Origin of the sequence: Streptomyces sp. NPDC029216 (assembly GCF_040648015.1) — a bacterium.
In the GTDB taxonomy this organism is placed as follows: Bacteria; Actinomycetota; Actinomycetes; order Streptomycetales; family Streptomycetaceae; genus Streptomyces.
In genome coordinates, this window is the sequence record NZ_JBEZWL010000017.1 from 69172 (window position 1) to 91466 (window position 22295).

Here is a 22295-nt window from a genome sequence, read left to right on the forward strand (position 1 = left end):
ATTCAGGCCGTCCGGCCCGAGGCCGTCTCGATGACCTCGTCCAGCACCTCGCGCGAGCGGACCAGATCACCGATCATCCGGTCGATCCGGTCCCGCTCGGCGGCGAGTTCGGCCACCAGGGCGGGGGTGGCGCGCAGCGACGGGCCGCCGTCCTCGTCCCGCATGCAGGGCAGGATCTGCCCGATCTTGGCACTGTTCAGCCCGGCCGCGTAGAGCTCCTGGATGCGGATGACCCGGTCGACGGCCCGTTCGGGGAAGTCCCGGTGCCCGCCGGGCGTCCGGTCGGAGGCCAGCAGGCCCTGCTGCTCGTAGTAGCGCAGCGACCGCTCACCGACCCCGGTGCGCGCCGCCAGTTCGCCGATCCGCATGGTCACCTCGGTGGGGAATCGGGAAATCGTCCTTGAACCTGACACTGGTGTCAGCTTCTACGGTACCGGCATGACGCAGACACGACAGACCCCCGCCGCCGGATCCCGCCTCTTCACCCCCGCCCGCCTGGGCCCCCTGGACCTCCCCAACCGTCTGGTGATGGCCCCGCTGACCCGCAACCGCGCCGGTCTCGACGGGGTCCCCGGCGAGCTCATGGCCGCCCACTACGCGCAGCGCGCCTCGGCCGGCCTGATCATCGCCGAGGGCACCACGCCGAACGCCGCCGGCCAGACCTACCCGCACATCCCGGGCATCCACACCCCGGCGCAGACCGCCGGATGGCGGCGGGTCACCGAGGCCGTGCACGCCGCCGGCGGGCGGATGTTCCTCCAGCTCCAGCACGGCGGCCGGATCGGCCACCCCGACACCAGCGGGCACGTCCCGCTCGCCCCCTCCGCCGTACCGCTCCCGGAGCCGCTGCAGACCGCCGCGGGCCTCCAGGACGCGGTCACGCCCCGCGCGATGACGGAGGAGGACATCCGCTCCACCATCGCCGACTTCGCGGACGCCGCCCGCAACGCGGTGGAGGCCGGTTTCGCCGGGGTGGAGGTGCACGCCGCCAACGGCATGCTGCTGCACCAGTTCCTCGCGCGGAACACCAACCTCCGCACCGACGCCTGGGGCGGGCCGGTCGAGGGGCGGATCCGGTTCGCCGTCGAGGTGGTCCGGGCCGTCGCCGAAGCCGTCGGCCCGGAGCGGGTCGGCGTACGCATCTCCCCCGGGCAGAACGTCAACGGCATCGAGGAGGGCGACACCGGGGCGATCTACCCGGCGCTCCTGACGGCCCTCGCGGAGCCGGCCCCGGCCTACCTGCACCTGGTGTACGCCGACCCGGACGAGCCCTCCTTCGCCGAGCTCCGCACGGCCTGGCCCGGCACGCTGATCGCCAACCCGAAGCTCTCCCGCGAGGAGGTCGCCGCCGACGCGGGCACGGCCCGGGGCGAGCGGCTGCTCGCGGCGGGCGCCGACCTCGTCGCCCTCGGCCGGGGCTTCATCGCCAACCCGGACCTGGTGGAACGCCTGCGCACGGGCGCACCGCTGAACGGACTCCGCCCGGAGTTCCTGATGCACGTCCACGGCACGGAGGGCTACAACGACTACCCGGCCCTGCCCGCCCCCGCCCTTGTCTAGGCCGGGCGCAGGGAGCGGAGCAGGAGGTCGGCGAGGTGGTCGGCGACCTGGTGGGGGGTGAGCGGCCCGTCCGTCCGGTACCAGGTGGACAGGTGGTGGACGGAGCCGAAGTAGAAGTCCACCACCAGGTCGGCGGGGGTGGCCGTGGCGAACACCCCGGTGCGCATGCCCTCCTCGACCAGTGCGCGGAACCGCTCGTGGTAGCGGCGGCGTTCGGCGCGGACCTGCTTGTACTTCTCGGGGCTGAGCTGGTGCATCGACCGGAAGAAGATCATCGCGTCGTCGAGGTTCTCGATGGTGGTGACGACCACGTCGGCGGCCGCGGCCCGCAGCCGCTCCTCGACGGGGGCGTCGGATCCGGCCACCGCGTCGAGCCGCTGCTGCTGGAGGCGCAGCATGCGCGCGTACACCTCGTGCAGCAGGTCGTCCTTCGAGCCGAAGTAGTGGTAGAGCGCGCCCTTGGTGACCCCGGCCGCCTCGACGATCTCCTGGACGGAGGTCCGGTCGTAGCCGCGCTCGGCGAACAGCCGGGTGGCGACGGCCAGCAGCCGCTGCGGCACCGGGGTGTCACGGTCGCCGGCCTCGGGCCCCGCGGTGTTCCTGGCGGCCATGGTGCTCGCCTCCCTCTCCTGATCCTCCGACTGTTTTCAGCCGCGCTCGCGCAGTTCTCGTCGCAGGATCTTGCCACTGGTCGTCTGCGGAAGCACAGGCAGGATCTCGACCTGGCGCGGGTACTTGTAGGCGGCGAGGCGCTCGGCGCAGTACGCGGTGAGCTCGGCCGGCCCGGCGACGGCCCCCGGGCGAAGGCTGACGTACGCCTTGACGCTCTCCCCCCGGTAGGCGTCGGGCACGCCGACCACCGCCGCTTCCCGTACGGCGGGATGGGTGTAGAGGACGTCCTCCACCTCGCGCGGCCAGACCTTGAACCCGGAGGCGCTGATCATGTCCTTCTTGCGGTCGACGACGTAGAGCCAGCCGTCGGCGTCCATGAACCCCACGTCCCCGGTGCGCAGTTCGCCGTCCGGGAAGGCCGCGGCGGTCTCCTCGGGCAGCCCCCAGTACCCCGGCACCACCTGCGGTCCGCGGACGGCTATCTCGCCGGTCTCCCCGAGCGGGAGCTCGGCGCCGTGCTCGTCGAGGATCCGTACGAGCGTCTGCGCGCCCGGGACCCCGACGGAGAGGGTGCCGCTGACGGGGTCGACGGGGGCCTCGCGGTGCGCGGGGACGGAGGCGCAGGGGGCGGTGCACTCGGTGAGCCCGTAGCCGTTGCGCAGGTAGAACCCGAAGTCCGCCCGGAGCCGTTCGACGAGCGCGGGCGGGAGCGGTGCGCCGCCGGAGGAGATCACCCCGAACGAGGCGAAGTGGTCGCGGGTCGCGGCGGGATGCGCGGCCAGGGCGGTGAAGGCGGTGGCGGGGCCGATGGTGTAGGCGGGGCGGTGCTCCAGGAAGGCGTCGAGGACGGTCCCGGCGTCGAAGCGGTGGGCGAGGACGAGGGTGCCCGCGTTGACGAAGCAGGCGGTGAGCTCGCAGACCAGCCCGGTGATGTGGAAGAGCGGCGCGAGCGCGAAGTACCCGGCGCCCTCGGGGAGGGGGTGCCCGGTGACCTGACGGACGGCGTTGTAGGTGAGCGCCCCGTGCGGGTTCATGGCCCCCTTGGGGACGCCGGAGGTACCGGAGGTGTAGCTGATGAGGGCGGTGTCGTCGGCACGAAGGCCCGGGTCGGGCGGCCCGGGGTGGCCCTGGCGGGCCACGGTGAGCAGATCGGCCGGATCCGGCCCCGCCGGCGTCCGAGGCGCGGGGTCGGGGGCCGGGCCCGGGAAGACGCGGGGGTCGTCGCGGGTCTGGAGGTCCCGCTCGCGGGCGGTCAGTACGGTACGCACCCCGCTCCCCCGTACCGCCTCCGCCAGATAGGCGTCCCACTCCCCCGCCCCGCACACCAGCGCGACCGCCCCGGAATCCCCCAGCACGTGCCGCGTCTCACCGGCCTTGTACATCGGGTTCACCGGCACGACCACCGCCCCCGCCTTCCACGCGCCCAGCACGGCCAGCACGAAGTGCGGGGTGTTCTGCAGCATGACCGCGACCCGGTCCCCCCGCCGGATCCCGCGCCCCGCGAGGTACCCGGCCAGGGAGTCGGAGAGGGCGTCGGCCTCGGCGTACCCGACCCGCCCGTCGAAGTACGCCAGCGCGACCCGCTCCGGCGCCCGCGCCACGGCCTCCCGGAAGGCGGCCGGCACACTGGCCGGCGGCGCCACCGGCGCCAGCTGGGCGGCACTCAGCTGCCGCAGCCACGGCCGGGCGGCGTACGGGGACCCGCCCGGCGCCGCCGGCCCCGCACCCGCGGGCCCCGTCACGAGGACTCCCACTTCTGCTGGAGGTGGTTCATGGCGCCCAGCCACCGCTCGGGGTCGCTCGCGCGCGCGGCGTGGTAGTCCGCCACTTCGGGGTGCGGGAGGATCAAGAAACGGCCCTTCTCCATGCCGTCGAACAGGGCGTCCGCGACCGCGTCCGGCTCGATCGCGGTCGGCGCCAGGACGAGCTCGCCCGCCGAGCCCGCGGCGGTCAGCATGTCGGTGCGCACGCCCTGCGGGCAGACGGCGTGGACCCGGAGGCCCCGGTGGCGGTAGGTCAGCGAGAGCCATTCCGCGAAGGCGAGGGCACCGTGCTTGGTGACACTGTACGGCGCGGCCCCGATCATCGTGAGCAGCCCGGCGGCCGAGACGGTGGACACGAAGCGGCCCTCGCCCCGCTCCAGCCAGTCGGGCAGCAGGGCGCGGGCGGCGCGCACGTGGGCCATGACGTTGGTGTCCCAGGCCGCCTCCCAGACGGCCTCCTCCGCGAAGGCGTCGCCGCCCGAGGCGAGTCCGGCGTTGGCGCAGTACACGTCCACCCGTCCGCCGAGGGCCTCGCGGGCCTGCGCCACCACCGTCGAGGCGTCCCCGGGGACGGCGATGGCGCGGGCGCCGATGGCCCCGGCCACGGCGGCGGCCTTGACCGGGTCGAGGTCGTTGACGACGACGGTGGCCCCCTCGGCGGCGAAGCGGTGGGCGAGGGCCGCGCCGATACCGCCGCCCGCGCCGGTGACGACGACTCGCTGGTCCTGGTACGCGCTCACGGGGATCACCTTTCGCCGCTGCCTGCCGGGGCCGTCGGGCCACCGGATCCCGGGCAGACTAACCAGTCGGTATGTCGGGGCGGAAGGGGTCCGCACCCCAGCATGGCGGGATGACGGTGTCGCGACGCGGAGTACTGGGACTGGCGGGGGCGGCGGGGGCCGTGGGCGCCCTGGGCGCGGGGAGCCCGCGGGAGCCCCGGCCGCCCGGCCGGGTCCGCACCGGCTTCGAGCGGCTGGCCGCCGACGGGTACGCGGAGCTGGCCGGCCGGCGCGTGGGGGTGGTCACCAACCCCACCGGGATCACCGCCGACGCCCGCCACCTGGTCGACGTCCTGCACGCCGACGAACGCGTCGACCTCGTGGCCGTCTTCGGGCCGGAGCACGGCTTCCGCGGGACGGCGCAGGCGGGCGGCTCGGAGGGGGCGGGGCGGGATCCGGCGACGGGCCTGCCCGTCTACGACACGTACGGCACGAGCGGACGCAGGCTCGCGGACCTTTTCACCGCGGCCGGGATCGACACGCTCGTCTTTGATGTCCAGGACGTCGGGGCGCGCTTCTACACCTACGTCTGGACCCTGTACGACTGCATGCGCGCGGCCGCCCTGGCCGGCAAGGCGGTGGTGGTGCTGGACCGGCCCAACCCGGTGGGCGGGCGGCGGGCCGCCGGGCCCGTCCTGCAGCGCCCGTACGCGAGCTTCGTGGGCCGGGAGCCGATCGCGCTCGCGCACGGGATGACGGTGGCGGAGCTGGCCCTGCTGTTCAACGGGGAGTTCCTGGGGGCCGAGGGCCCGCGGCTGCGGACCGTGCCGATGGCGGGGTGGCGGCGGGGGTCGTTCTTCGGGGAGACCGGCCTGCCGTGGGTGCCGCCGAGCCCCAACGTGCCCACCCCGGACACGGCGCTCGCGTACGCCGGGACCTGCCTGTTCGAGGGCACCAACCTGTCGGAGGGGCGGGGCACGACCACCCCCTTCGAGCTGGTCGGCGCGGAGGGCGTCGACCGGAGGTGGGCGGAGGCGGCGAACGGGCTGGGGCTGGCGGGGGTGTGGTTCCGGGAGGCCTGGTTCACTCCCGCCTTCTCCAAGCACGCCGGGAAGGTGTGCGGCGGGGTCCGGCTGATCGTGCACGACCGGGAGGCCTTCGATCCCGTGCGGGCGGGGATCGGGCTGCTGGTCACGGCGCGGCGGGTGTGGAGCGGGTTCGGCTGGCGGGCGGACCACTGGATCGACCGGCTGACCGGGTCGGACCGGGTGCGGACGCTGGTGGACGCGGGCGCGGGGGTGGAGGAGATCGCGGGCGACTGGTCGGCGGGGCTGGCGCGGTTCGCGGCGGTCCGGGAGGAGTACCTGCTCTACCCGTGAGCGCGGGACCGTTCCGCCCCTGAGCCGTGCCGCTGCCGTCACGGGTCTGGCCGTTGCCGCCCCGCGGCGGGATGCTGCGACCGACCCGGCACGGCTCGCGCGGAAGGGGTACGTCATGGCGGACGGCGCAACGGGGATCGAGGTCGGGCCGTACCAGGAGCTGACCTTCGACGCCCAGGGGGACGTGGATCCGGCCTCGCGGGCCACGGTGGCCCGGATGGAGGCCACCGACCTGCTGGTCTTCGCGCACGGCTGGAACAGCGACCGCGCGACGGCCACCAGGCTCTTCGACCGCTTCTTCGCCCCCTTCCCGGGGCTGGTGGGGTCGGGGGTGCGGCTGGGATACGTGGGAGTGGTGTGGCCGTCGATCGCGTTCTCCGACGAGCCGATACCGGACTTCGATCCGCACGGCGTCCTGGCGCCGGCGGCCCCCGGCCCCGCCCTGGACGCGGCCACCCGTGCGGCGCTGGGCACGTTCTGGCCCGGGCGGGAGCCGGAGCTGGACCGGATCGCGGCGCTGCTGGAGGAGCGGCCGGAGTCGGAGGCGGCCCTCGCCGAGTTCGGGGCGCTGGTACGGGAGCTGGTGGGGGCCGGGCCGGCCGGCCCGGCGGCGGTCGCGGCGCCCGGGACCCCGGCCGTCTTCACGCTGGACGCGGTGGCGGTCTGCCGCGCCCTGACGGCCGCCCTGGCCGAGGCGGGCGCCGCCGTCGACGGCCCCCGGCCGGGCTTCACCCCGGGCGACGGGCTGCGCGGGCTGTGGGGCGGCGCCAAGGAACTGCTGCGCCAGGCCACGTACTACGAGATGAAGAAGCGGGCGGGGGTGGTCGGCGAGCACGGGCTCGGGCCGGTGCTGACGGACCTCGCGGGGCGGCGGCCGGCCCTGCGCTTCCACCTGATCGGCCACAGCTTCGGGGCGCGGGTGGTGTCGTTCTCGCTGCGCGCCGTGCCGGAGGGGGCCCGTCACGTGAAGTCGCTGACGCTGCTCCAGGGGGCCTTCTCCCACTACGCGTTCAGCGAGCGGCTGCCCCACGACCCGGGCCGCGGCGGCGCCCTGCGCGGGCTCCAGCGGCGGGTCGACGGACCGGTGGTGGCCTGCCATTCCGCCCACGACTCGGCCCTCGGCGTCTTCTATCCGCTGGCCTCCCGGATGGCGGGGGATTCGGCCGGTCTGCTCGGCTTCGACGAGCGGTGGGGCGCGGTCGGGCACGACGGGGTGCAGGCGGTGCCGGGCGCCCCGCGGCTGGGCCTGGACGCGGCCCTGAACGGGGGGCTTCCGGGGGCGGGCTGCGTCAGTGTGGACGCGGGGTCCGTGGTCCGCCGGGGCGGTGCCCCGTCGGGGGCGCACAGCGACATCTGCCACGAGGAGCTGGCCCGGATCGTGGTCGGCGCGGGGCGCATGGGGCGCTGACTTCCGGCCATGTGCCACCCGCACGCCTCGACCGCCCCCGCATGCGCCCGCATCCCCTCGGGCATGTTGGGCACGTCGGGGCGGGCTGCTTCGTTCTACGCGGTAGCGCGGGGCACGACGGACACGGTGTGGGCAGGGGCACGGCGGAGGTGAAGGTACAGTGGCGGGTTTTCGGAGTCTGGCCTACCAGGTGCGCGACGCGCGCAACGACCGGGCCCTGCGGCGCCATTCGCTGCGCCGCTGTCTGGAGCGGTTCGCGCCCTACGGGCACCGGGCGACGTGGTGGCACCTGTGCGACCGGCACGGGATCGCCCCCGAGGACCGGGGCGCGGATCCGCTGCGGCTGGTCGCGGCGCTGGAGGAACTGGAGGACGCGCGGGCGGTCTGGCTGGAGTACGAGCGGCAGTTCGCGGCGCGGCGCAGACGTGAGAAGCACGACGGGGTGCGGCAGCCGGAGTGGGCCTGGGGCGGCAGTGGGGACGCCGTGGTGCGGTGCGCCGATCCGGGCGTGCGGCCGGAGGGGACGCTCGGCGAGGTGCTGAGGCGGCTGGTGAAGGCGCTGGAGTCGGAGCCGGGGACGGCCTGCCCGGTCTGCGGGGAGCGGGAGCTGCGCTGGCCGTCGGCGCTGGCGGGGCCGGGGGCGTGGGCCGGGGCCTGGGCGTGGGACGGGCCGGTGTGCGGGGGCTGCGGGATCGTGGTGCCCCGGCCGGCGCTGACGGACACGGCGGCGGTGCATCCGGCGGCCTCGGCGGACGCGGCATGAGCGGGGGGCTCGGCGGCGGGGCGGGCGGTCCCGGGGGCGGCGCGGGCGGGCGCGGTGCGGGGGACCCTGGCGGCGTGGGCGGCTCGGGCGGCCGTGGCGCGGGCGGCATGGGCGGCGGGTTCGGGTGGGGGCGTACGTTGCAGGTCGCGTTGAACGGCTCGCGGGACGCCGGTGACGGGGGCGCGGTGCCGTTGTCCCCGGCGGATCTGGCGGAGTCGGCGCTGGCGGCGGTCGCGGCCGGGGCCGGCGAGGTGCTGGTGCATCCGAGGACCCCGTGCGGGCGGGAGAGCCTCTCGCCCCGGGTGGTCGGGCCCCTGCTGGCGGAGTTGCGCGGCGCGGGGGTCCGCGTACCTCTGTCGGTGCCGGCGGGGGTGGCGGCCGAGCCGGATCCGGCGGGGCGGCTGGAGCGGGTGCGGTCCTGGACGGTGCTGCCGGACCGGGTGGCGGTGCCCTTCGCCGAGCCGGGTGCGGCGGAGCTGGGGCGGGCCGCGCTGGAGCGGGGGGTGGCGGTGGACGCCGTGGTCCCGCTCGGCGGCGGGGCCGGGCCGGAGCCGCTGGCCCGCTTCCTGTCGTGGAGCCCTCCCCCGGCTGCCGGGCGGGTCCGGCTGGTGGTGGAGCTGGCGGAGGCCGACCCGGCGCTGGTCGCCGGGATGCGCTGGCTGCCGCCGGTGCCGGTCGTGCTCTACGGGCGGGAGGTCGCGGCCTGGCCCGTACTGCGGCTGGCCGCGCGCTGCGGTACGGGCGCGCGGATCGGGGTGGGGGAGGTACTGCACCTGCCCGACGGCCGGCCGGCGCGGTCGAACGCCGAACTGGTGGCGGCCGCGGTCGGGTTGTGGCCCGCGGCGCCGGACGCTACGAGGACAGCCGGGAGCCGGTGAGGCGCTCGCCGAAGGCGTCGTCCGGGTTGGACAGCGCGCAGTTCTTCAGCGAGAGGCAGCCGCAGCCGATGCAGTCCGACAAGTGGTCGCGCAGACGGCTGAGTTGATTGATCCGCTGATCGAGCTCACTACGCCAGTTCTCGGACAGCCGGGCCCAGTCCTCCCGGGTGGGCGTGCGCTCCTCGGGCAACTGGGCCAGCGCCTCGCGGATGTTGGCCAGCGGGATGCCCACGCGCTGCGCGGCGCGCACGAACGCGACCCGGCGCAGCGTCTCCCGGGTGTAGCGCCGCTGGTTGCCCGGGGTGCGGCGGCTGCTGATCAGGCCCTTGGTCTCGTAGAAGTGCAGGGCGGAGACGGCCGCTCCGCTGCGCGCGGACAGCTGGCCGACGGTGAGTTCGTGGACTTTCTCGGGAATCTGCGGCACGTGTCCGAGGGTAGTCGGAGGTCCGTTGACAGACGTGCCGGGCCCCAGCATGCTGAGCAAGCGCTTATTCAAGCGCTTTGCGCGTCCACAGGGCCGGATTCAGCGTTCAGCGGGAGACAGGGGCAGGGAATGGCCGAACCGAGGATCTTCACGTCCGCCGAGGAGCTGCGCGCCGCGATCGGCGAGACGCTCGGGCCGAGCGGGTGGCTGGAGGTGGACCAGAAGCGGATCGACCTCTTCGCGGACGCGACCGGCGACCACCAGTGGATCCACGTGGACCCGGAGCGGGCCGCCGCCGGACCCTTCGGCTCGACCATCGCGCACGGCTATCTGACGCTGTCCCTGCTGCCGAGCCTGGTACCGCAGGTCATGCGGGTCGAGGGCATGCGGATGGGCATCAACTACGGCCTGGGCAAGGTGCGCTTCCCGGCGACGGTGCCGGCCGGCTCGCGGCTGCGCGCCACCGCCGTGATCACGGAGGTCACGGAGGCGGGCGGCGGCGTCCAGGTCGCGGCGACGGTGACGGTCGAGCGCGAGGGCGGCGAGAAGCCGGTGTGCGTGGCGGAGTCGCTGTCCCGCTACTACTTCTGAGCGGGCCCGGCGGCCGGGCGCGCGCCCACCATCCGCAGCACGAGGTCGGCGTAGAGGGCGCCGACCTCGTCGGGCGTGCGCCGCCCTTCGGCGCTGAACCAGCGGGCCACGTCGATGCACAGGGACAGCACGGCGAGGGTGGTGCCCGGCAGGTCGGGGACGTCGAACTCCCCCGCCCGCACGCCTTCGGAGAGGATGCGCCGCACGGCGGCGTCGCTGAGGCGGCGCAGGGCGACGATCTCGGAGCGGTGCTCGGGGGCGAGGGCGTCGAGCTCGTACTGGACCACGCGCGCGGTGGTGTGGTGCGCGGCGTGCCACAGCACGAAGGAGCGCACCGCGGCGTCGAGCCGCTCGGCCGCCGAACCCGGGCCGGAGGCGGCGGTCTCCAGGATCTCCAGGGCCTTGTCGTGGCCGATGCGGCTGATCCGGTGGAGCAGCTCTTCCTTGGTCTTGTAGTGGATGTAGAGCGCGGCCGGGCTCATCCCGGCACGTCCCGCGATGTCGCGGGTGGTGGTCGCGTGGTAGCCGCGCTCCGCGAAGGCCTCGACGGCCGCCACGAGCAGGCGCCGCGCGGCGTCCGGGGTGACCTCCGACCACGCCTGGTAGCCGTCGGTCGTCTCCGCCGCGCTGTCCATCGCTCACCTCTCCGCCTGTAGGAATGGAACAGCTTACCGGAGGGTGAGCAAGCGCTTAGGGATCGTTCCGGCGGGTGGGCCGGCGGGGGGCTCAGAAGGCCGAGACGCCGGTGCGGGCGCGGCCGATGAGCAGCTTCTGGATCTGACTGGTGCCCTCGTAGAGGGTCATGACGCGGGCGTCGCGCAGCAGCTTCCCGGCCGGGTACTCGTCGATGTAGCCGTAGCCGCCGTGCACCTGGAGGGCGTTGCCCGCGGCGCGCACGGCTGCCTCGGAGGCGAAGAGCTTGGCGGTGGAGGCCTCGGTGGCGAAGGGCTGCCCGCGGTCGATGAGGTCGGCGACCCGCCAGGTCAGCAGCCGGGCCGCGTCCACGTCGACCGAGATGTCGGCGATCAGCTCCTGGACCAGCTGGTAGTGGGCGATCGGCTTGCCGAACTGCTCGCGCTGGGCGGCGTACGAGACGGCCGCGTCCAGGGCCGCCTGGGCGATGCCGACGCAGCCGGCGGCCACCGACATCCGGCCCTTGGCCAGGGCGGACATGGCGACGGAGAAGCCCTTGCCCTCGGGGCCGAGCATCGCGGAGGCGGGGACGCGGACGCCGTCGAGGGTGAGCTCGGCGGTGGCCTGGCCGCGCAGGCCCAGCTTGCCGTGGACCTCGCGGCGGGTCAGGCCGGGGCTGTCGGCGGGGACGAGGAAGGCGGAGATGCCGCGGTGGCCGGGGTCGGCGGAGTCGGTCCGGGCGAACAGCAGGACCACGTCGGCCCAGGTCCCGTTGGTGATGAACATCTTGCTGCCGCTGATGACGTACGCGTCCCCCTCGCGCACGGCGCGGGTGGTGAGGGAGGCCGCGTCGGAGCCGGTGCCGGGCTCGGTCAGGCCGAAGCAGCCGAGGGCCTCGCCGGAGCAGAGGCGGGGCAGCCAGGAACGTTTCTGCTCCTCGGTCCCCCAGGCGGCGACGGTCTTGGCGACCAGGCCGAGGGAGACGGAGACGATGCCGCGCACGGCGGAGTCCCCGCGGCCGAGCTCCTCGGTGACCAGCACGTAGGAGAGGTGGTCGCCGCCGGAACCCCCGTACTCCTCGGGGACGGTGAGGCCGAGGAAGCCGACGTCCCCGAGCTTCTTCACGAGCGACCGGTCCACGCTCTCGGCGCGGTCCCACTCGGCGGCGTACGGGGAGATCTCCCGCTCGGTGAACGCGCGGGCGAGCCGGCGTACCGCCTCCTGCTCCTCGCTGAGCTCCAGGTTCACGGGGTTCCTCCTGCCCTGAGGCTTTAACTAGCAGCGGTAGTTTATGGCGGGGCAGGGCCTACTATGTGGCGCATGGCCAGACCGCGCAAGCCCCTCCTCAGCAGAGACCGCATCGTCGAGGCGGCGGGCGAGCTGGTGGACGCGGAGGGGCTCGAGGCGGTGTCGACCCGCCGGCTGGCGGCCGCGCTCGGGGTCAGCGGCCCGTCCCTCTACAACCACTTCCAGACGAAGGACGCGATCCTGGAGGCGGTCGCGGACGCGGTGAGCGCACGGGTCGACCTGTCCGTGTTCGACGGCGTCGACGGGACCTCCGACTGGCGCGGCGCCCTCCACGGCTGGGCCCACTCCTACCGCGACGCCCTGGCGGACCACCCGAACATCGTGCCGGTGCTGGCCCGGGGCCCGGGCCGCCGCCCGGCCGGACTGCGCGTCGCGGACGCGGTGTTCGGCGCCATGACGGCGGCGGGCTGGCCCCCGGCCCACGCGACCCGGATCGGCGCCCTGATGCGGTACTTCATCCTGGGCTCGGCGGTGGCCTCGTTCGCCCGGGGTTTCGTCGACGACGAGACCGCGTACGACCCGTCGGACTACCCCCACCTGGGCCAGGCCCACCTCCTGGCGGAACGGCAGCACGAGGTGGACGAGGGCGCCTTCGAAACGGGCCTGACGGCCCTCCTGGACGGCCTGGCCCTCCAGTACGAGGCCCTGCGGGAAGCCCCGGACACCGACGCCTGAGGCCCCCGCGCTAGAAGACGACCAGCGACCGCCCGCCCTTGCCCGCGACCATCGCCTCGAACGCGGCCGGAATCCCGTCCAGCCCGATCCGGTCGGTGACCATGGAGCCGAGGTCGAGGCGGCCGGCCCGGACGTGTTCGGCGATCACCGGAAGGTCCCGCGCCGGGTCGCTGTTCCCGTACACGCAGCCGGTCAGGCTCCGCGCGAAGTGGAAGATCTCCAGCGCGTGGAAACTCACCTGCTGCTCCTTGCCCCCGATCCCGACCACCGTCGTCCGCCCGCCCCGCCGCGTGGACTCCCAGGCCGTGCGGATGGTCTGCGCCCGCCCCACGCACTCGACGGCGACGTCCGCGCCCTGCCCGGCGGTCAGCGCACGGATCTCCTTGGCGGTGGTCTCGGAGGCGAGCACGAACTCGCCGGCTCCGGCGGCCCGGGCCAGCTCCTCCTTGGCCGGGGAGACGTCGACGGCCACGATCGGGCCCGCCCCGGCGATCCGCGCCGCCTGGAGGGCCGCCAGCCCGACCCCGCCGACGCCGAACACCGCCACCGACTCGCCCGGGCGGACCTGGGCGCTGTGGTGGACCGCCCCGTAGCCGGTGAGCACCGCGCAGCCGAGCAGCGCGGCCTCCTGGAGCGGGATCCCGGCGGGCGCGGGCAGTACGCAGTTCGCCGCGACGACGGTCTCCTCGGCGAACGCGGCGACGTTCAGCCCGGGGTGCAGCTCGGTGCCCTCGGCGTCGTGGGCGTAGACCGCGCCGACCCCGGACAGGGCCTTGGCGCAGAGCCAGACCTCGCCGATCCGGCAGTGGTGGCACTCGCCGCAGGACGGAGCCCAGTTGAGGACCACGCCGTCGCCGGGGGCGACGTGGGTCACCCCCTCCCCGACGGCGAGGACCGTCCCCGCGCCCTCGTGTCCGAGGACGGCGGGGACGGGCACCCGCATGGTGCCGTCGGTGAGGGAGAGGTCGGAGTGGCAGACCCCGGCCGCGGCGAGCCGCACCCGGACCTGTCCGGGTCCGGGTTCGGGCAGCACGATCTCCCGTATCTCCAGCGGGGCTCCGACGGCGGGCAGGATGGCGGCGCGGACCATGGTCGTCGTCTCCGTGTCGTGTCTTCGGGGGAGGGGGCTGGGCATGCCGGCACGGGGCCGGCCCGGGCTCAGAACTGGAGCGACTTGGTCTGGAGGTACTCCCCCAGGCCGTGCGGGCCCAGCTCGCGGCCCACGCCCGACTGCTTGTAGCCGCCGAAGGGCGCGAGCACGTTGAAGCGGCCGCCGTTGATGTCCACCTGCCCGGTGTCCATGCGGCGCGCGAACGCCACGGCCGTCTCGGCGTCCGCCGCCCACACGGCGCCGCCCAGGCCGTAGACGGTGCCGTTGGCGATCCGCAGGGCCTCGTCCTCGTCCTCGTAGGAGAGGATCGACAGCACCGGGCCGAAGATCTCCTCCTGGGCGATGGTCATGTCGGGGGTGACGTCGGCGAACACGGTCGGGGCGACGAAGTAGCCGCGCTCGTGGGGCGCGTCGGGACCGCCCACGACCAGGCGTGCGCCTTCCTCGACGCCCTTGCCGATGTATCCGCGGACGCGGTCGCGCTGGGTGGCGTTGATGACCGGTCCGAGGCGGGTGCCCGGGTCGCGGGGGTCGCCGGAGGGGTACTTGGCGACGGCGGCGGCCGCGAGGGTGACGGCCTCCTCGTACTGGTCCCGGTGGACGAGCATGCGGGTGAGGGCGTTGCAGCTCTGGCCGGTGTTGTTCATGACGTGTCCGACGCCCGCCGCGACGGCCTTGGCCAGGTCGGCCCCGGGCAGGATGACGTTCGCCGACTTGCCGCCGAGTTCGAGTGCGACGCGCTTGACGGCGGCGCCGGCGATGGCGCCGATCTTCTTGCCGACGGCGGTCGAGCCGGTGAAGGAGACGAGGTCGACTCCTTCGTGCTCGGCCAGCGCCTGGCCGGCGACCGGGCCGGTGCCGGTCACCAGGTTGAAGACTCCGGCCGGGATGCCCGCCTCGTGCACGGCTTCGGCGAAGAGCTGTGCGGTCAGCGGGGTGTCCTCGGCCGGTTTGAGGACGATGGTGCAGCCGGCGGCGAGAGCGGGTGCCACCTTGGCAACGACCTGGTGCAGCGGATAGTTCCAGGGCGTGATCGCCCCGACCACGCCGACCGGCTCGTGGAACACGGTGGAGTTCCCGAGCCGCTCCTCGAAGGCGTACGAGCCGGCCAGCTCGGCGTACGAGGAGGCCACCGCGATCGGCGCGCCGACGTGCACCGCCTCGGCGAAGCCGAGCGGGGAGCCGAGTTCGGCGGTGATGGTCTCGGCGATCTCGCTCTTGCGGGCGACGAGCACGTCCCTCAGGGCCCCGATCAGCGCGGCCCGCTCGGCCGGAGGGGTGGCGGCCCAGCCGGGGAAGGCCGCACGGGCGGCCCGTACGGCCGCGTCCACGTCCTCGGCCGTGCCGGCCGGGACCCCGGCGATGACCTGCTCGTCGGCCGGGTTGACCACCTCGATGCGGCCGGATCCGGCGGCGGGCCGCCACTCCCCGCCGATGTACATCCCGTCGTGGGCCTTCATCGCTTTCCTCCCGAGCACGCACGAGCGCGTAGACGCGCGGACCTGACGTCGCCAACACCCTACAAACTAGCGCCGGTAGTTTTCGGCCTGCCAGGGGTCGCGGGGGTCAGATGATGCCGAAAAGCATCCCCGCCCCGAGGACGACGAGGGAGGTGAGGGCCGCCCATTTCACGGTGAACCGGGTGTGGTCGCCGAACTCGACCCTGGCCATGCCGACGAGGACGTAGACGGCCGGAACCAGTGGGCTGGACATGTGCAGGGCCTGGCCGGCCAGGGAGGCGCGGGCGATTTCGAGCGGCCCGACGCCGTGGGCGGCGCCCGCCTCGGCCAGGACCGGCAGGACGCCGAAGTAGAAGCCGTCGTTCGACATGAAGTAGGTGAGGGGCAGGCTCAGCAGGCCCGTGACCAGGGCCATGTGCGGGCCCATGCCGTCGGGGATGGCACCGACCAGCCAGTCGGCCATGTGCTTGACCATGCCGGTGCCGGAGAGGACGCCGGTGAAGACGGCGGCGGCGAAGACCATGCCGGCGACGTTGAGGACGTTGTCGGCGTGGGCGGCGATCCGGGCCTTCTGGTCGGGCATGTGCGGGAAGTTCACCGTCAGGGCGAGGGCCGCGCCGAGCAGGAAGAGCACCGGGATGGGCAGCAACTCCATGATCATCGCGGTGAGCAGGACGGCGGTGAGGCCCGCGTTGAACCAGTAGAGGCGGGGGCGGAGGGTCGGGCGGTGGGGGTCGAGCCCCTGGATGTCCGCGGGCGCGGGGGCGGGGGCCTCGTCGCCGGGGCCGTGGGCGGGCGCGGGGTCCGCGTCCGGGGCGGCCTCGCCGCCGGCTCCGGCGCCCGCGCTGCGGGAGCCCGCTGCGGCCGCCTTCCCGCCGGACCCGGCCGCGACCAGGACCTCGGACTCCCGCCCGGCCTGCCGCTCGTGCTCGGACCGCTCCTCCTGCCCGGCCTCCTCGCCGGGCATGACCAGGGAGCCGACCCGGCGGCGCTCCCGCACGCCCAGGACGTAGGCCAGGACGAAGACGAAGACCAGGCCGACGGCCAGGGCCGGGATCATCGGGACGAAGATGTCGGCCGCGTCGAGCTTGAGCGCGGTGGCCGCGCGGGCGGTGGGGCCGCCCCAGGGCAGGGTGTTCATGACCCCGTTGGCGGTCGCGGCGACCCCGGTCATGACCACCAGGCTCAGGCCGAGCCGCTTGTACAGCGGGTACATGGCCGAGACGGTGATCATGAAGGTGGTCGATCCGTCCCCGTCGAGGGAGACGATCGCCGCGAGGACGGCCGTGCCGACCACCACCCGCATGGGGTCGGCCTTGCAGAACCGCAGGATGCCCCGGACGACCGGGTCGAAGAGGCCGACGTCGATCATCACGCCGAAGTAGACGATGGCGAACATCAGCATGGCGGCGGTGGGCGCGAGCTTGCCGACGCCGTCGATGACGTAGTCCCCCAGGTGCGCGCCCTTTCCGGCGAACACGCAGAAGAGCGCGGGGATGAGGACGAGCGCCGCGATGGGCGACATTTTCTTCAGCATGATCAGGACCAGGAAGGTCGCGATCATGGCGAAGCCGAGGAAGGTCAGCATGCAGGGAAGGTAGGTGCCGCCTCCTGGGGCCAACAAGACGTCCGGCCGTGAGCAATACGAGCAAAACCCCAGCTCAGGGCAGGGGTGTGAGGGTGACAGGGAAGCCGTTGAGCACCGCGGTGCCCGAGAGCGGGTCGAGGCGGCTGCCGTCGAGGAGCTGGTTCACGTTGACCCCCGGTTCGGCGCCGGCCACCGTGAGCCGGGTGCCGTCGCGGTCGTGGCCCCAGCCGTGCGGGAGGCTGACCACGCCGGTGCGGACGGTGTCGGTGACCTCCACCGGGACCTCCAGGCTGCCGCCGTCGGCGGTGACCCGGGCCCGGCCGCCGTCGGCGAGACCGAGACGGTCGGCGTCCCGGGGGTGGACCTGGAGGGTGCAGCGGTTGGAACCTCCGACCAGGGCCGGGACGTTGTGCAGCCAGCTGTTGTTGGACCGCAGGTGGCGGCGGCCCACGAGCACCAGGGCGGCGGGGCGGTCGGCGAGCGCCGCGCGCAGCCGGGGCAGCTCGGCCGCGATCGGGTCCGGCAGCAGCTCGATCCTGCCGCTGCGGGTCCTCAGCAGTCCGGGGAGCCGGGGCCGCAGGGGGCCCAGGTCGATGCCGTGCGGGTGCGCGAGGAGCCGCTCCAGGCTGAGCCCGTCCTGCGCCTGTCCGGGCCCGGCGGCGCCGAACAGGTCCCCGTACGGGCCGAGTCGCAGCATCAGGTCGAGTCTGCGCTCGGGGCCGTTCTCGCCCGTCAGCAGTCCCGCGAGGCGGGCGGGATCGGCTCCGTGCAGGGGGGAGTGCCGGTCGGCGGTCTCCTTGGCGAGGGCGGCCCCGATGGCCATCTCGTCGACGGCCGAGGGCTCGGCGGAGCCGTGCATGCCGGAGACGGCCAGGACGAGGCGGGCGAGGACCTCGCACTCGTCGAGGCGCCCTTCCTCCAGGGGGACGGCGGGCCGGGTGTAGCGGACCTGGTTGCGGATGGCGAACCCGTTGAAGGCGAAGTCGTGGTGCGCGCTCTGGGAGGGCGGCGGCGGGGGCAGCACGACGTGGGCGTGGCGGGAGGTCTCGTTCAGGTACGGGTCGACGCTGACCATGAAGTCGAGCCCGGCCACGGCCGCGTCGAGCCGCCGGCCGTCGGGGGCGGACAGCACGGGGTTGGCGGCGATGGCGATCAGGGCGCGGATGCGCCCCTCCCCCGGCGTTTCGATCTCCTCGGCCAGGGCTGCGGTGGGCAGTTCGCTCTTTGCCTCGGGGTGCCCGCTGACCCTGCTGTGCCAGCGGCCGAGGGCGAACCCCCTGCCGGGGGCGGCGGGGCGGGGCCGCGGACCGGTGGCGGGGAGCGGGAAGAGGGCCCCGCCGGGGCGGTCGAGGTTGCCCGTGAGGATGTTCAGGACGTCGACGAGCCAGCTGGCGAGCGTCCCGTACTCGACGGTGCAGCTGCCGATCCGCCCGTAGACGGCGGCGGTCGGCGAGGCCGCGAGCTCCCGGGCCAGGGTGCGGATCTCCCCGGCCGGCAGGTCGCAGGCGGGGGCGACGGCCTCAGGGGTGAAACTCCCGAGGGCGTCGGCGAGTTCCCCGAGTCCTTCGGTGTGTTCGGCGAGCGCGCCGGGAGCGGTGAGCTTCTCCTCCAGGAGGGTGTGGGCGAGCGCGGCCAGCAGCAGGGCGTCGCTGCCGGGGCGCGGCGCGAGGTGCCGGTCGGCGAGCCGGGCGGTGCGGGTGCGGCGGGGGTCGACGACGACGAGCGTGCCGCCCCTGGCCCGCAGGGCCTTGAGCCGGCCGGGGAAGTCGGGGGCGGTGCACAGGGATCCGTTGGACTCGACGGGATTGGCGCCGATCAGCAGGAGGAAGTCGGTGCGGTCCAGGTCGGGCACCGGGATGGCGGAGGGGTCGCCGAACAGGAGCCCGCTGGAGACGTGTTTGGGCATCTGGTCGAGGGTGCTGGCGGTGAAGAGGTTGCGGGTGCCCAGGGCGCCGAGGAGGAGCGGCGGGTAGAGGGCGCCGGCCATGGTGTGGACGTTGGGGTTCCCTAGGACGACGCCCACGGACTGGGCGCCGTGCTCCCGGACGAGGGCGGGCACGGCCGCCGCGATGGCCTCGTACGCCTCGTCCCAGGTGGCCTCCACCAGTCGTCCGTCGCGGCGGACGAGGGGGGTGCGCAGCCGGTCGGGGTCGGCGTCGAGGGCGCCGAAGGCGGCGCCTTTGGGGCAGATGAAACCGCGGCTGAAGACGTCGTCGCGGTCGCCGCGGGCGCCGGTGACGGTGGTGCCCTCGATGGTGAGGGTGAGTCCGCAGGTGGCTTCGCAGAGAGGGCAGATACGCGGGGCGGTGCGGGGCATGGGCCCTCCTGGGGGCGGCAGGCGGGGGCGCCGGCGCGGACCGGCGGGGCCCGCCGCACGGCGCGGGCACGCGGGCGCCCCGAGCATACCGACCGGTAGGGACGGTGGGGAGGGGGTTGCGGCAGCCGGTTCGGCCCGGGCGCGGGAGGGGTGGCCGGAGGCGTGCGGCGCGGCGTCAGTCCAGGACACGGGCCAGGTAGCGGCGTCAGTCCAGGACGCGGGCCAGGTAGGCGTGCATCATCGCCCGGGTCTCGGTGATGATCCCGGGGTCCCCGGCCGGGTCGGTCCGGAAGGCCAGCTGGACGAGCGCGTCGGTCGCCTCGACGGCCACGAGGACGGCCCGCCCGAGGGCCGGGTCGGGGGCGAGCCCGAGGTGGGTGCGGAGGAGTTCGGTGAGGCGCGCGGCGACCTGGTGGTTGGGGTCGGCGGCGGCGCCTTCGGGGGGCGGCGCGGGGATCCCGAAGTCGACGAGGGCGAAGCCGGGGACGGTCCGCTTCATGGTCAGGTACTCGTCCAGCACGGCGTCCACGACGGGCCGCCACTGGGTGGCGGGGAGCAGGGCGAGCCGTGCCGTGATGCCTTCGGCGTAGCGGTCGAGGTTGCGGTGGGCCAGGGCGGCGGCCATGGCCCGCTTGTTGCCGAAGAAGCGGTAGACGGAGCCGATGGGCACCCCGGCGCGCAGGGCGACGGCGCGGGTGCTGAGGTTCTCGTACCCGGTCTCGTCGAGGAGTTCGGCGCAGGCGTCGAGGATCCGGGCGAGGCGGTCGGCGCTGCGCTGCTGGACCGGGGCCCGGCGCAGTGGGTGGGCGGGAGGCACGGGATCCATCATGCCCTTCCTTGCCGAGCTCAGTTCAAGAGGAGGGTGAGCCCGCCGATGGTGTACGTGATCATCAGCGCGAGCAGCGGGAGCTGCCCCGCGACGGCCTTCGCCGGCGGGAAGAGGCGCACGGAGCGGTCGTGCGCGGCGATCACACCGAGTACGTGACCGGAGACGACGGCGATCACCTGGAGGGCGGCGAGGCCGCCGGGACCCAAGGGGGGACTGGGATCGGGGCCGTTGTCAGTGCCCAGTGCCATGCTTACTGTGCGTGGTCCTTCGGTGACGAGGAGGGAGAAGTAATGGGCGATGAGATAGCCGAGGGCGATCGGCACGAGTGAGTGCGCGAAGGCGGTCAGCGGGCGGGGGTGCGGTCCGCTGACGAGGCGGGTGGCCCCCGCGCACAGGCAGTACAGGGTGGCGACGAGGGCTATGGAACCGAGCAGTCCGAGTGTGGCCGTGGGGGTGCGGCCGAGGGGGGAGGTCTGAGTGGCGTCGATCCAGGAGGGGTTGTCGGAGTAGCCGTCGTAGGCGGTGGAGCCGAGCAGGACGCAGACGGTGGCGACGAGTCCGGGCCGCTCGGGCGTCGCGTCGAGTCCGTGGAAGGGGTTGCGCAGGACGAGGCGGCCGTCGTCGCGGCGGCCGAAGGGGGAGAGCCGGCCCAGGAGGTCGGAGTAGGCCTCGAAGGCGTCGGCGCCGGTGAACCAGCCCTCGCCGAAGCGGGCGGCGAGGAGCAGGTGCACGGCGGCGTAGCAGGTGAGGGCGAGCAGGAGGGAGGTGGTGGATGCGGGATCGGGAGAGACCAGTTCGAGCCAGGTGAAGGCGAACAGCCCCGCGGCGGCGGGCCATTGGCCGAGGGCGGCCGGCAGGGGGCGGCCGGCTCCGGGCGGCCGGCGGCGGGCCCGGCTGAGGAGGCGGTGCAGGGTGCGGAGCGGGTTGAGCAGGCGCCAGACGGGGCCGAGGAGGAGGGAGGCGGGCACGAGTCCGACCCACAGCAGGACGTAGACGGCGCCGGGAGCGGGGTTGCGGGCGGGGTCGTCGGGACCGAGGAGGAGGTGGAGGAGTACGGCGAGGGCTGCGGCGAGACCGAGCCCGCGCAGGGCGGAGCGGGTGGCCGGCGCGTCGGCCACCCGCTGGAGCCCGGCGGGCAGGGCGAGTCCGGAGCCGTTGCCGCGGAAGCGGGACGCGGACCAGAGGAGGCCGAGTGCGAGGAAGGAGACGAAGAGCGCGGTGAAGGCGCCTGCGAAGGCGTAGAAGGGGGAGATCGGCAGATCGTGCCGGGAGCCGATCCCGTGCGCGAGCGGGGGCGTCATCGGACGAGGAGTTGGGTCAGGACGAGGCGGGACTCGTGGGTCTCGACCTCGAAGAGGCCCGTGCGGTCGGCCGCCAGGACCAGGGTGGCCTCCTGGCCCGCCGGCAGGGCGAGTTCCTTGTCGTAGCCGTGCACGTGCAGGGTGTCGGCGCGGTCGCTGGTGACGCGCAGGGCGATCCGCTCGCCGCGTTTGAGCTCGGTGCGGCCGGTTGGCGGGGACACCTTGCCGTCGCGGACGGTGACGGTGACGGTCCGGTCGGCCTCGGGTGCCTGCGGGGGTGCCGGGGAGCCGGTGGGGGCCGGTGCGGGGTGGCTGTGGGACTCCTGGCCCGGGGGGCCCGCGGTCAGCTGCACCGCCGACTCGACCGGCTTGCCGGCGACGGCCCAGGCGGTGTGGTCGTCCGCGTAGAGGCGGACGGTCAGGGTGTGCGGGCCCTGGGGTACCTGCGCCGCGGGCAGGTGGAACCAGGGGCCGTACACGCGGGCCAGCTTGTGGCCGTCGAGCTCCAGGTGGGCGTGGCCCGCGCCCGGGAGGGCGGCGCCGCCGGTGCTGTCGGGGGTGAAGCGGAAGCCGGTCACGGCCAGCTGGAGGTTCCAGCCGTCCTCGGAATCGGGCCGGGCGGTGAGCCGTACCTCCGGCGCGCCCTGGGCCGGGACCTCGCGCAGGTGGTGTCCGCTGCCGTCCTGGGCGTCGAGCAGGGTGCCGACGTCACCCGAGGCCTGTTCGTGGGAGGTGCCGGGTTTGTGGTGGGTGGTGGCGCGGCCGCCGCAGCCCGTGGCCGAGCCGCCCACGAGCAGCAGGAGCAGGGCGGCCAGCGCGGCCGTCCGGGCGCGGCGGCGTCCCGGGCGGGCCCGGCGGGCGGCCGCCCGGCAGGCGTCGCACGGGATGCGGGGCTCGGCGGGGCCGGCGGTCACCGGTCGCCTCCGGGGTGGGGGGCCGGGGGCTCGGCCGAGGTGGTCGGGGCCGGGGCGGGCCC

Annotated in this window: 21 protein-coding genes; 7 read left to right on the forward strand and 14 right to left on the reverse strand. The window is 74.7% G+C overall.

Features of this window, described 5'->3' with window-relative positions; genetic code table 11:
* Window positions 1-2: 2 nt before the first annotated feature.
* Window positions 3-368 carry a MerR family transcriptional regulator gene (locus AB0F18_RS09840; RefSeq protein ID WP_362056857.1) on the reverse strand — a complete coding sequence of 122 codons (366 nt, stop codon included), beginning with the start codon at window positions 366-368 and terminating at the stop codon, window positions 3-5.
* A gap of 70 nt (window positions 369-438) precedes the next feature.
* Here AB0F18_RS09840 and AB0F18_RS09845 point away from each other — a divergent pair, with 70 nt between their 5' ends.
* Window positions 439-1560 (forward strand): alkene reductase, encoded by a 1122-nt coding sequence (locus tag AB0F18_RS09845; RefSeq protein ID WP_362056860.1) that lies wholly within the window; start codon window positions 439-441, stop codon window positions 1558-1560.
* Here AB0F18_RS09845 and AB0F18_RS09850 read toward each other — a convergent pair.
* Genes AB0F18_RS09850 through AB0F18_RS09860 form a run of 3 tightly spaced genes read right to left on the reverse strand, consistent with a single transcriptional unit; the run spans window position 1557 to window position 4681 of the window.
* A complete protein-coding gene (locus tag AB0F18_RS09850; RefSeq protein ID WP_362056863.1) occupies window positions 1557-2171 on the reverse strand; it encodes a TetR/AcrR family transcriptional regulator in 615 nt (204 codons plus the stop codon). The genes AB0F18_RS09845 and AB0F18_RS09850 overlap by 4 nt on opposite strands.
* A 36-nt stretch (window positions 2172-2207) precedes the next feature.
* A complete protein-coding gene (locus AB0F18_RS09855) occupies window positions 2208-3914 on the reverse strand; it encodes an AMP-binding protein (protein WP_362056866.1) in 1707 nt (568 codons plus the stop codon).
* Window positions 3911-4681 (reverse strand): SDR family oxidoreductase, encoded by a 771-nt coding sequence (locus tag AB0F18_RS09860; RefSeq protein WP_362056915.1) that lies wholly within the window; start codon window positions 4679-4681, stop codon window positions 3911-3913. The genes AB0F18_RS09855 and AB0F18_RS09860 overlap by 4 nt, the downstream gene beginning before the upstream one ends.
* 104 nt (window positions 4682-4785) lie before the next feature.
* On the opposite strand from AB0F18_RS09860, the gene AB0F18_RS09865 reads away from it, so the two are divergent.
* The 4 genes from AB0F18_RS09865 (at window position 4786) to AB0F18_RS09880 (ending at window position 9082) form a co-directional block, all read left to right on the forward strand.
* Window positions 4786-6033 (forward strand): DUF1343 domain-containing protein, encoded by a 1248-nt coding sequence (locus AB0F18_RS09865; protein WP_362056869.1) that lies wholly within the window; start codon window positions 4786-4788, stop codon window positions 6031-6033.
* Window positions 6034-6148: 115 nt separating this feature from the next.
* Entirely contained in the window at window positions 6149-7441 is a 1293-nt protein-coding gene (locus AB0F18_RS09870) for a serine-threonine protein kinase (RefSeq protein ID WP_362056872.1), read from the forward strand.
* Between the two features lie 160 nt (window positions 7442-7601).
* Entirely contained in the window at window positions 7602-8204 is a 603-nt protein-coding gene (locus AB0F18_RS09875; protein WP_362056875.1) for a hypothetical protein, read from the forward strand.
* Entirely contained in the window at window positions 8201-9082 is an 882-nt protein-coding gene (locus tag AB0F18_RS09880; protein ID WP_362056878.1) for a 3-keto-5-aminohexanoate cleavage protein, read from the forward strand. Before AB0F18_RS09875 ends, AB0F18_RS09880 begins: the two co-directional genes overlap by 4 nt.
* Here the strand turns inward: AB0F18_RS09880 and soxR are convergent.
* On the reverse strand, window positions 9057-9506 hold the full coding sequence (gene soxR / locus AB0F18_RS09885) for a redox-sensitive transcriptional activator SoxR (RefSeq protein ID WP_362056881.1): 450 nt from the start codon (window positions 9504-9506) through the stop codon (window positions 9057-9059). The genes AB0F18_RS09880 and soxR overlap by 26 nt on opposite strands.
* A gap of 129 nt (window positions 9507-9635) precedes the next feature.
* Here soxR and AB0F18_RS09890 point away from each other — a divergent pair, with 129 nt between their 5' ends.
* A complete protein-coding gene (locus tag AB0F18_RS09890; protein ID WP_362056884.1) occupies window positions 9636-10097 on the forward strand; it encodes a MaoC family dehydratase in 462 nt (153 codons plus the stop codon).
* Here AB0F18_RS09890 and AB0F18_RS09895 read toward each other — a convergent pair.
* Window positions 10088-10732: a TetR/AcrR family transcriptional regulator gene (locus tag AB0F18_RS09895; RefSeq protein WP_362056886.1), complete on the reverse strand. Its 645-nt coding sequence runs from the start codon at window positions 10730-10732 to the stop codon at window positions 10088-10090. The genes AB0F18_RS09890 and AB0F18_RS09895 overlap by 10 nt on opposite strands.
* A 91-nt stretch (window positions 10733-10823) precedes the next feature.
* Window positions 10824-11978 (reverse strand): acyl-CoA dehydrogenase family protein, encoded by a 1155-nt coding sequence (locus AB0F18_RS09900; RefSeq protein WP_362056889.1) that lies wholly within the window; start codon window positions 11976-11978, stop codon window positions 10824-10826.
* A gap of 72 nt (window positions 11979-12050) precedes the next feature.
* Between AB0F18_RS09900 and AB0F18_RS09905 the strand changes: the two genes are divergently transcribed.
* On the forward strand, window positions 12051-12713 hold the full coding sequence (locus AB0F18_RS09905) for a TetR/AcrR family transcriptional regulator (protein ID WP_362056892.1): 663 nt from the start codon (window positions 12051-12053) through the stop codon (window positions 12711-12713).
* A gap of 10 nt (window positions 12714-12723) precedes the next feature.
* Here the strand turns inward: AB0F18_RS09905 and AB0F18_RS09910 are convergent, their stop codons facing one another.
* The 7 genes from AB0F18_RS09910 to AB0F18_RS09940 form a co-directional block, all read right to left on the reverse strand.
* A complete protein-coding gene (locus AB0F18_RS09910; protein ID WP_362056918.1) occupies window positions 12724-13803 on the reverse strand; it encodes a Zn-dependent alcohol dehydrogenase in 1080 nt (359 codons plus the stop codon).
* Between the two features lie 68 nt (window positions 13804-13871).
* The gene (locus tag AB0F18_RS09915) at window positions 13872-15284 is read right to left on the reverse strand and encodes an aldehyde dehydrogenase family protein (RefSeq protein ID WP_362056895.1); all 1413 of its coding nucleotides are present in this window, start codon (window positions 15282-15284) and stop codon (window positions 13872-13874) included.
* A 106-nt stretch (window positions 15285-15390) separates the two neighbouring features.
* Window positions 15391-16872, reverse strand: a complete 1482-nt coding sequence (locus AB0F18_RS09920) for a citrate:proton symporter (RefSeq protein ID WP_362056898.1) — start codon at window positions 16870-16872, stop codon at window positions 15391-15393.
* 73 nt (window positions 16873-16945) lie between these two features.
* The gene (locus AB0F18_RS09925; protein ID WP_362056901.1) at window positions 16946-19189 is read right to left on the reverse strand and encodes a molybdopterin oxidoreductase family protein; all 2244 of its coding nucleotides are present in this window, start codon (window positions 19187-19189) and stop codon (window positions 16946-16948) included.
* A 205-nt stretch (window positions 19190-19394) separates the two neighbouring features.
* The gene (locus AB0F18_RS09930; protein ID WP_362056904.1) at window positions 19395-20015 is read right to left on the reverse strand and encodes a TetR/AcrR family transcriptional regulator; all 621 of its coding nucleotides are present in this window, start codon (window positions 20013-20015) and stop codon (window positions 19395-19397) included.
* A gap of 20 nt (window positions 20016-20035) precedes the next feature.
* Entirely contained in the window at window positions 20036-21319 is a 1284-nt protein-coding gene (locus tag AB0F18_RS09935; RefSeq protein WP_362056907.1) for a hypothetical protein, read from the reverse strand.
* Window positions 21316-22134: a hypothetical protein gene (locus AB0F18_RS09940; protein WP_362056921.1), complete on the reverse strand. Its 819-nt coding sequence runs from the start codon at window positions 22132-22134 to the stop codon at window positions 21316-21318. The genes AB0F18_RS09935 and AB0F18_RS09940 overlap by 4 nt, the downstream gene beginning before the upstream one ends.
* Window positions 22135-22295: the final 161 nt, after the last annotated feature.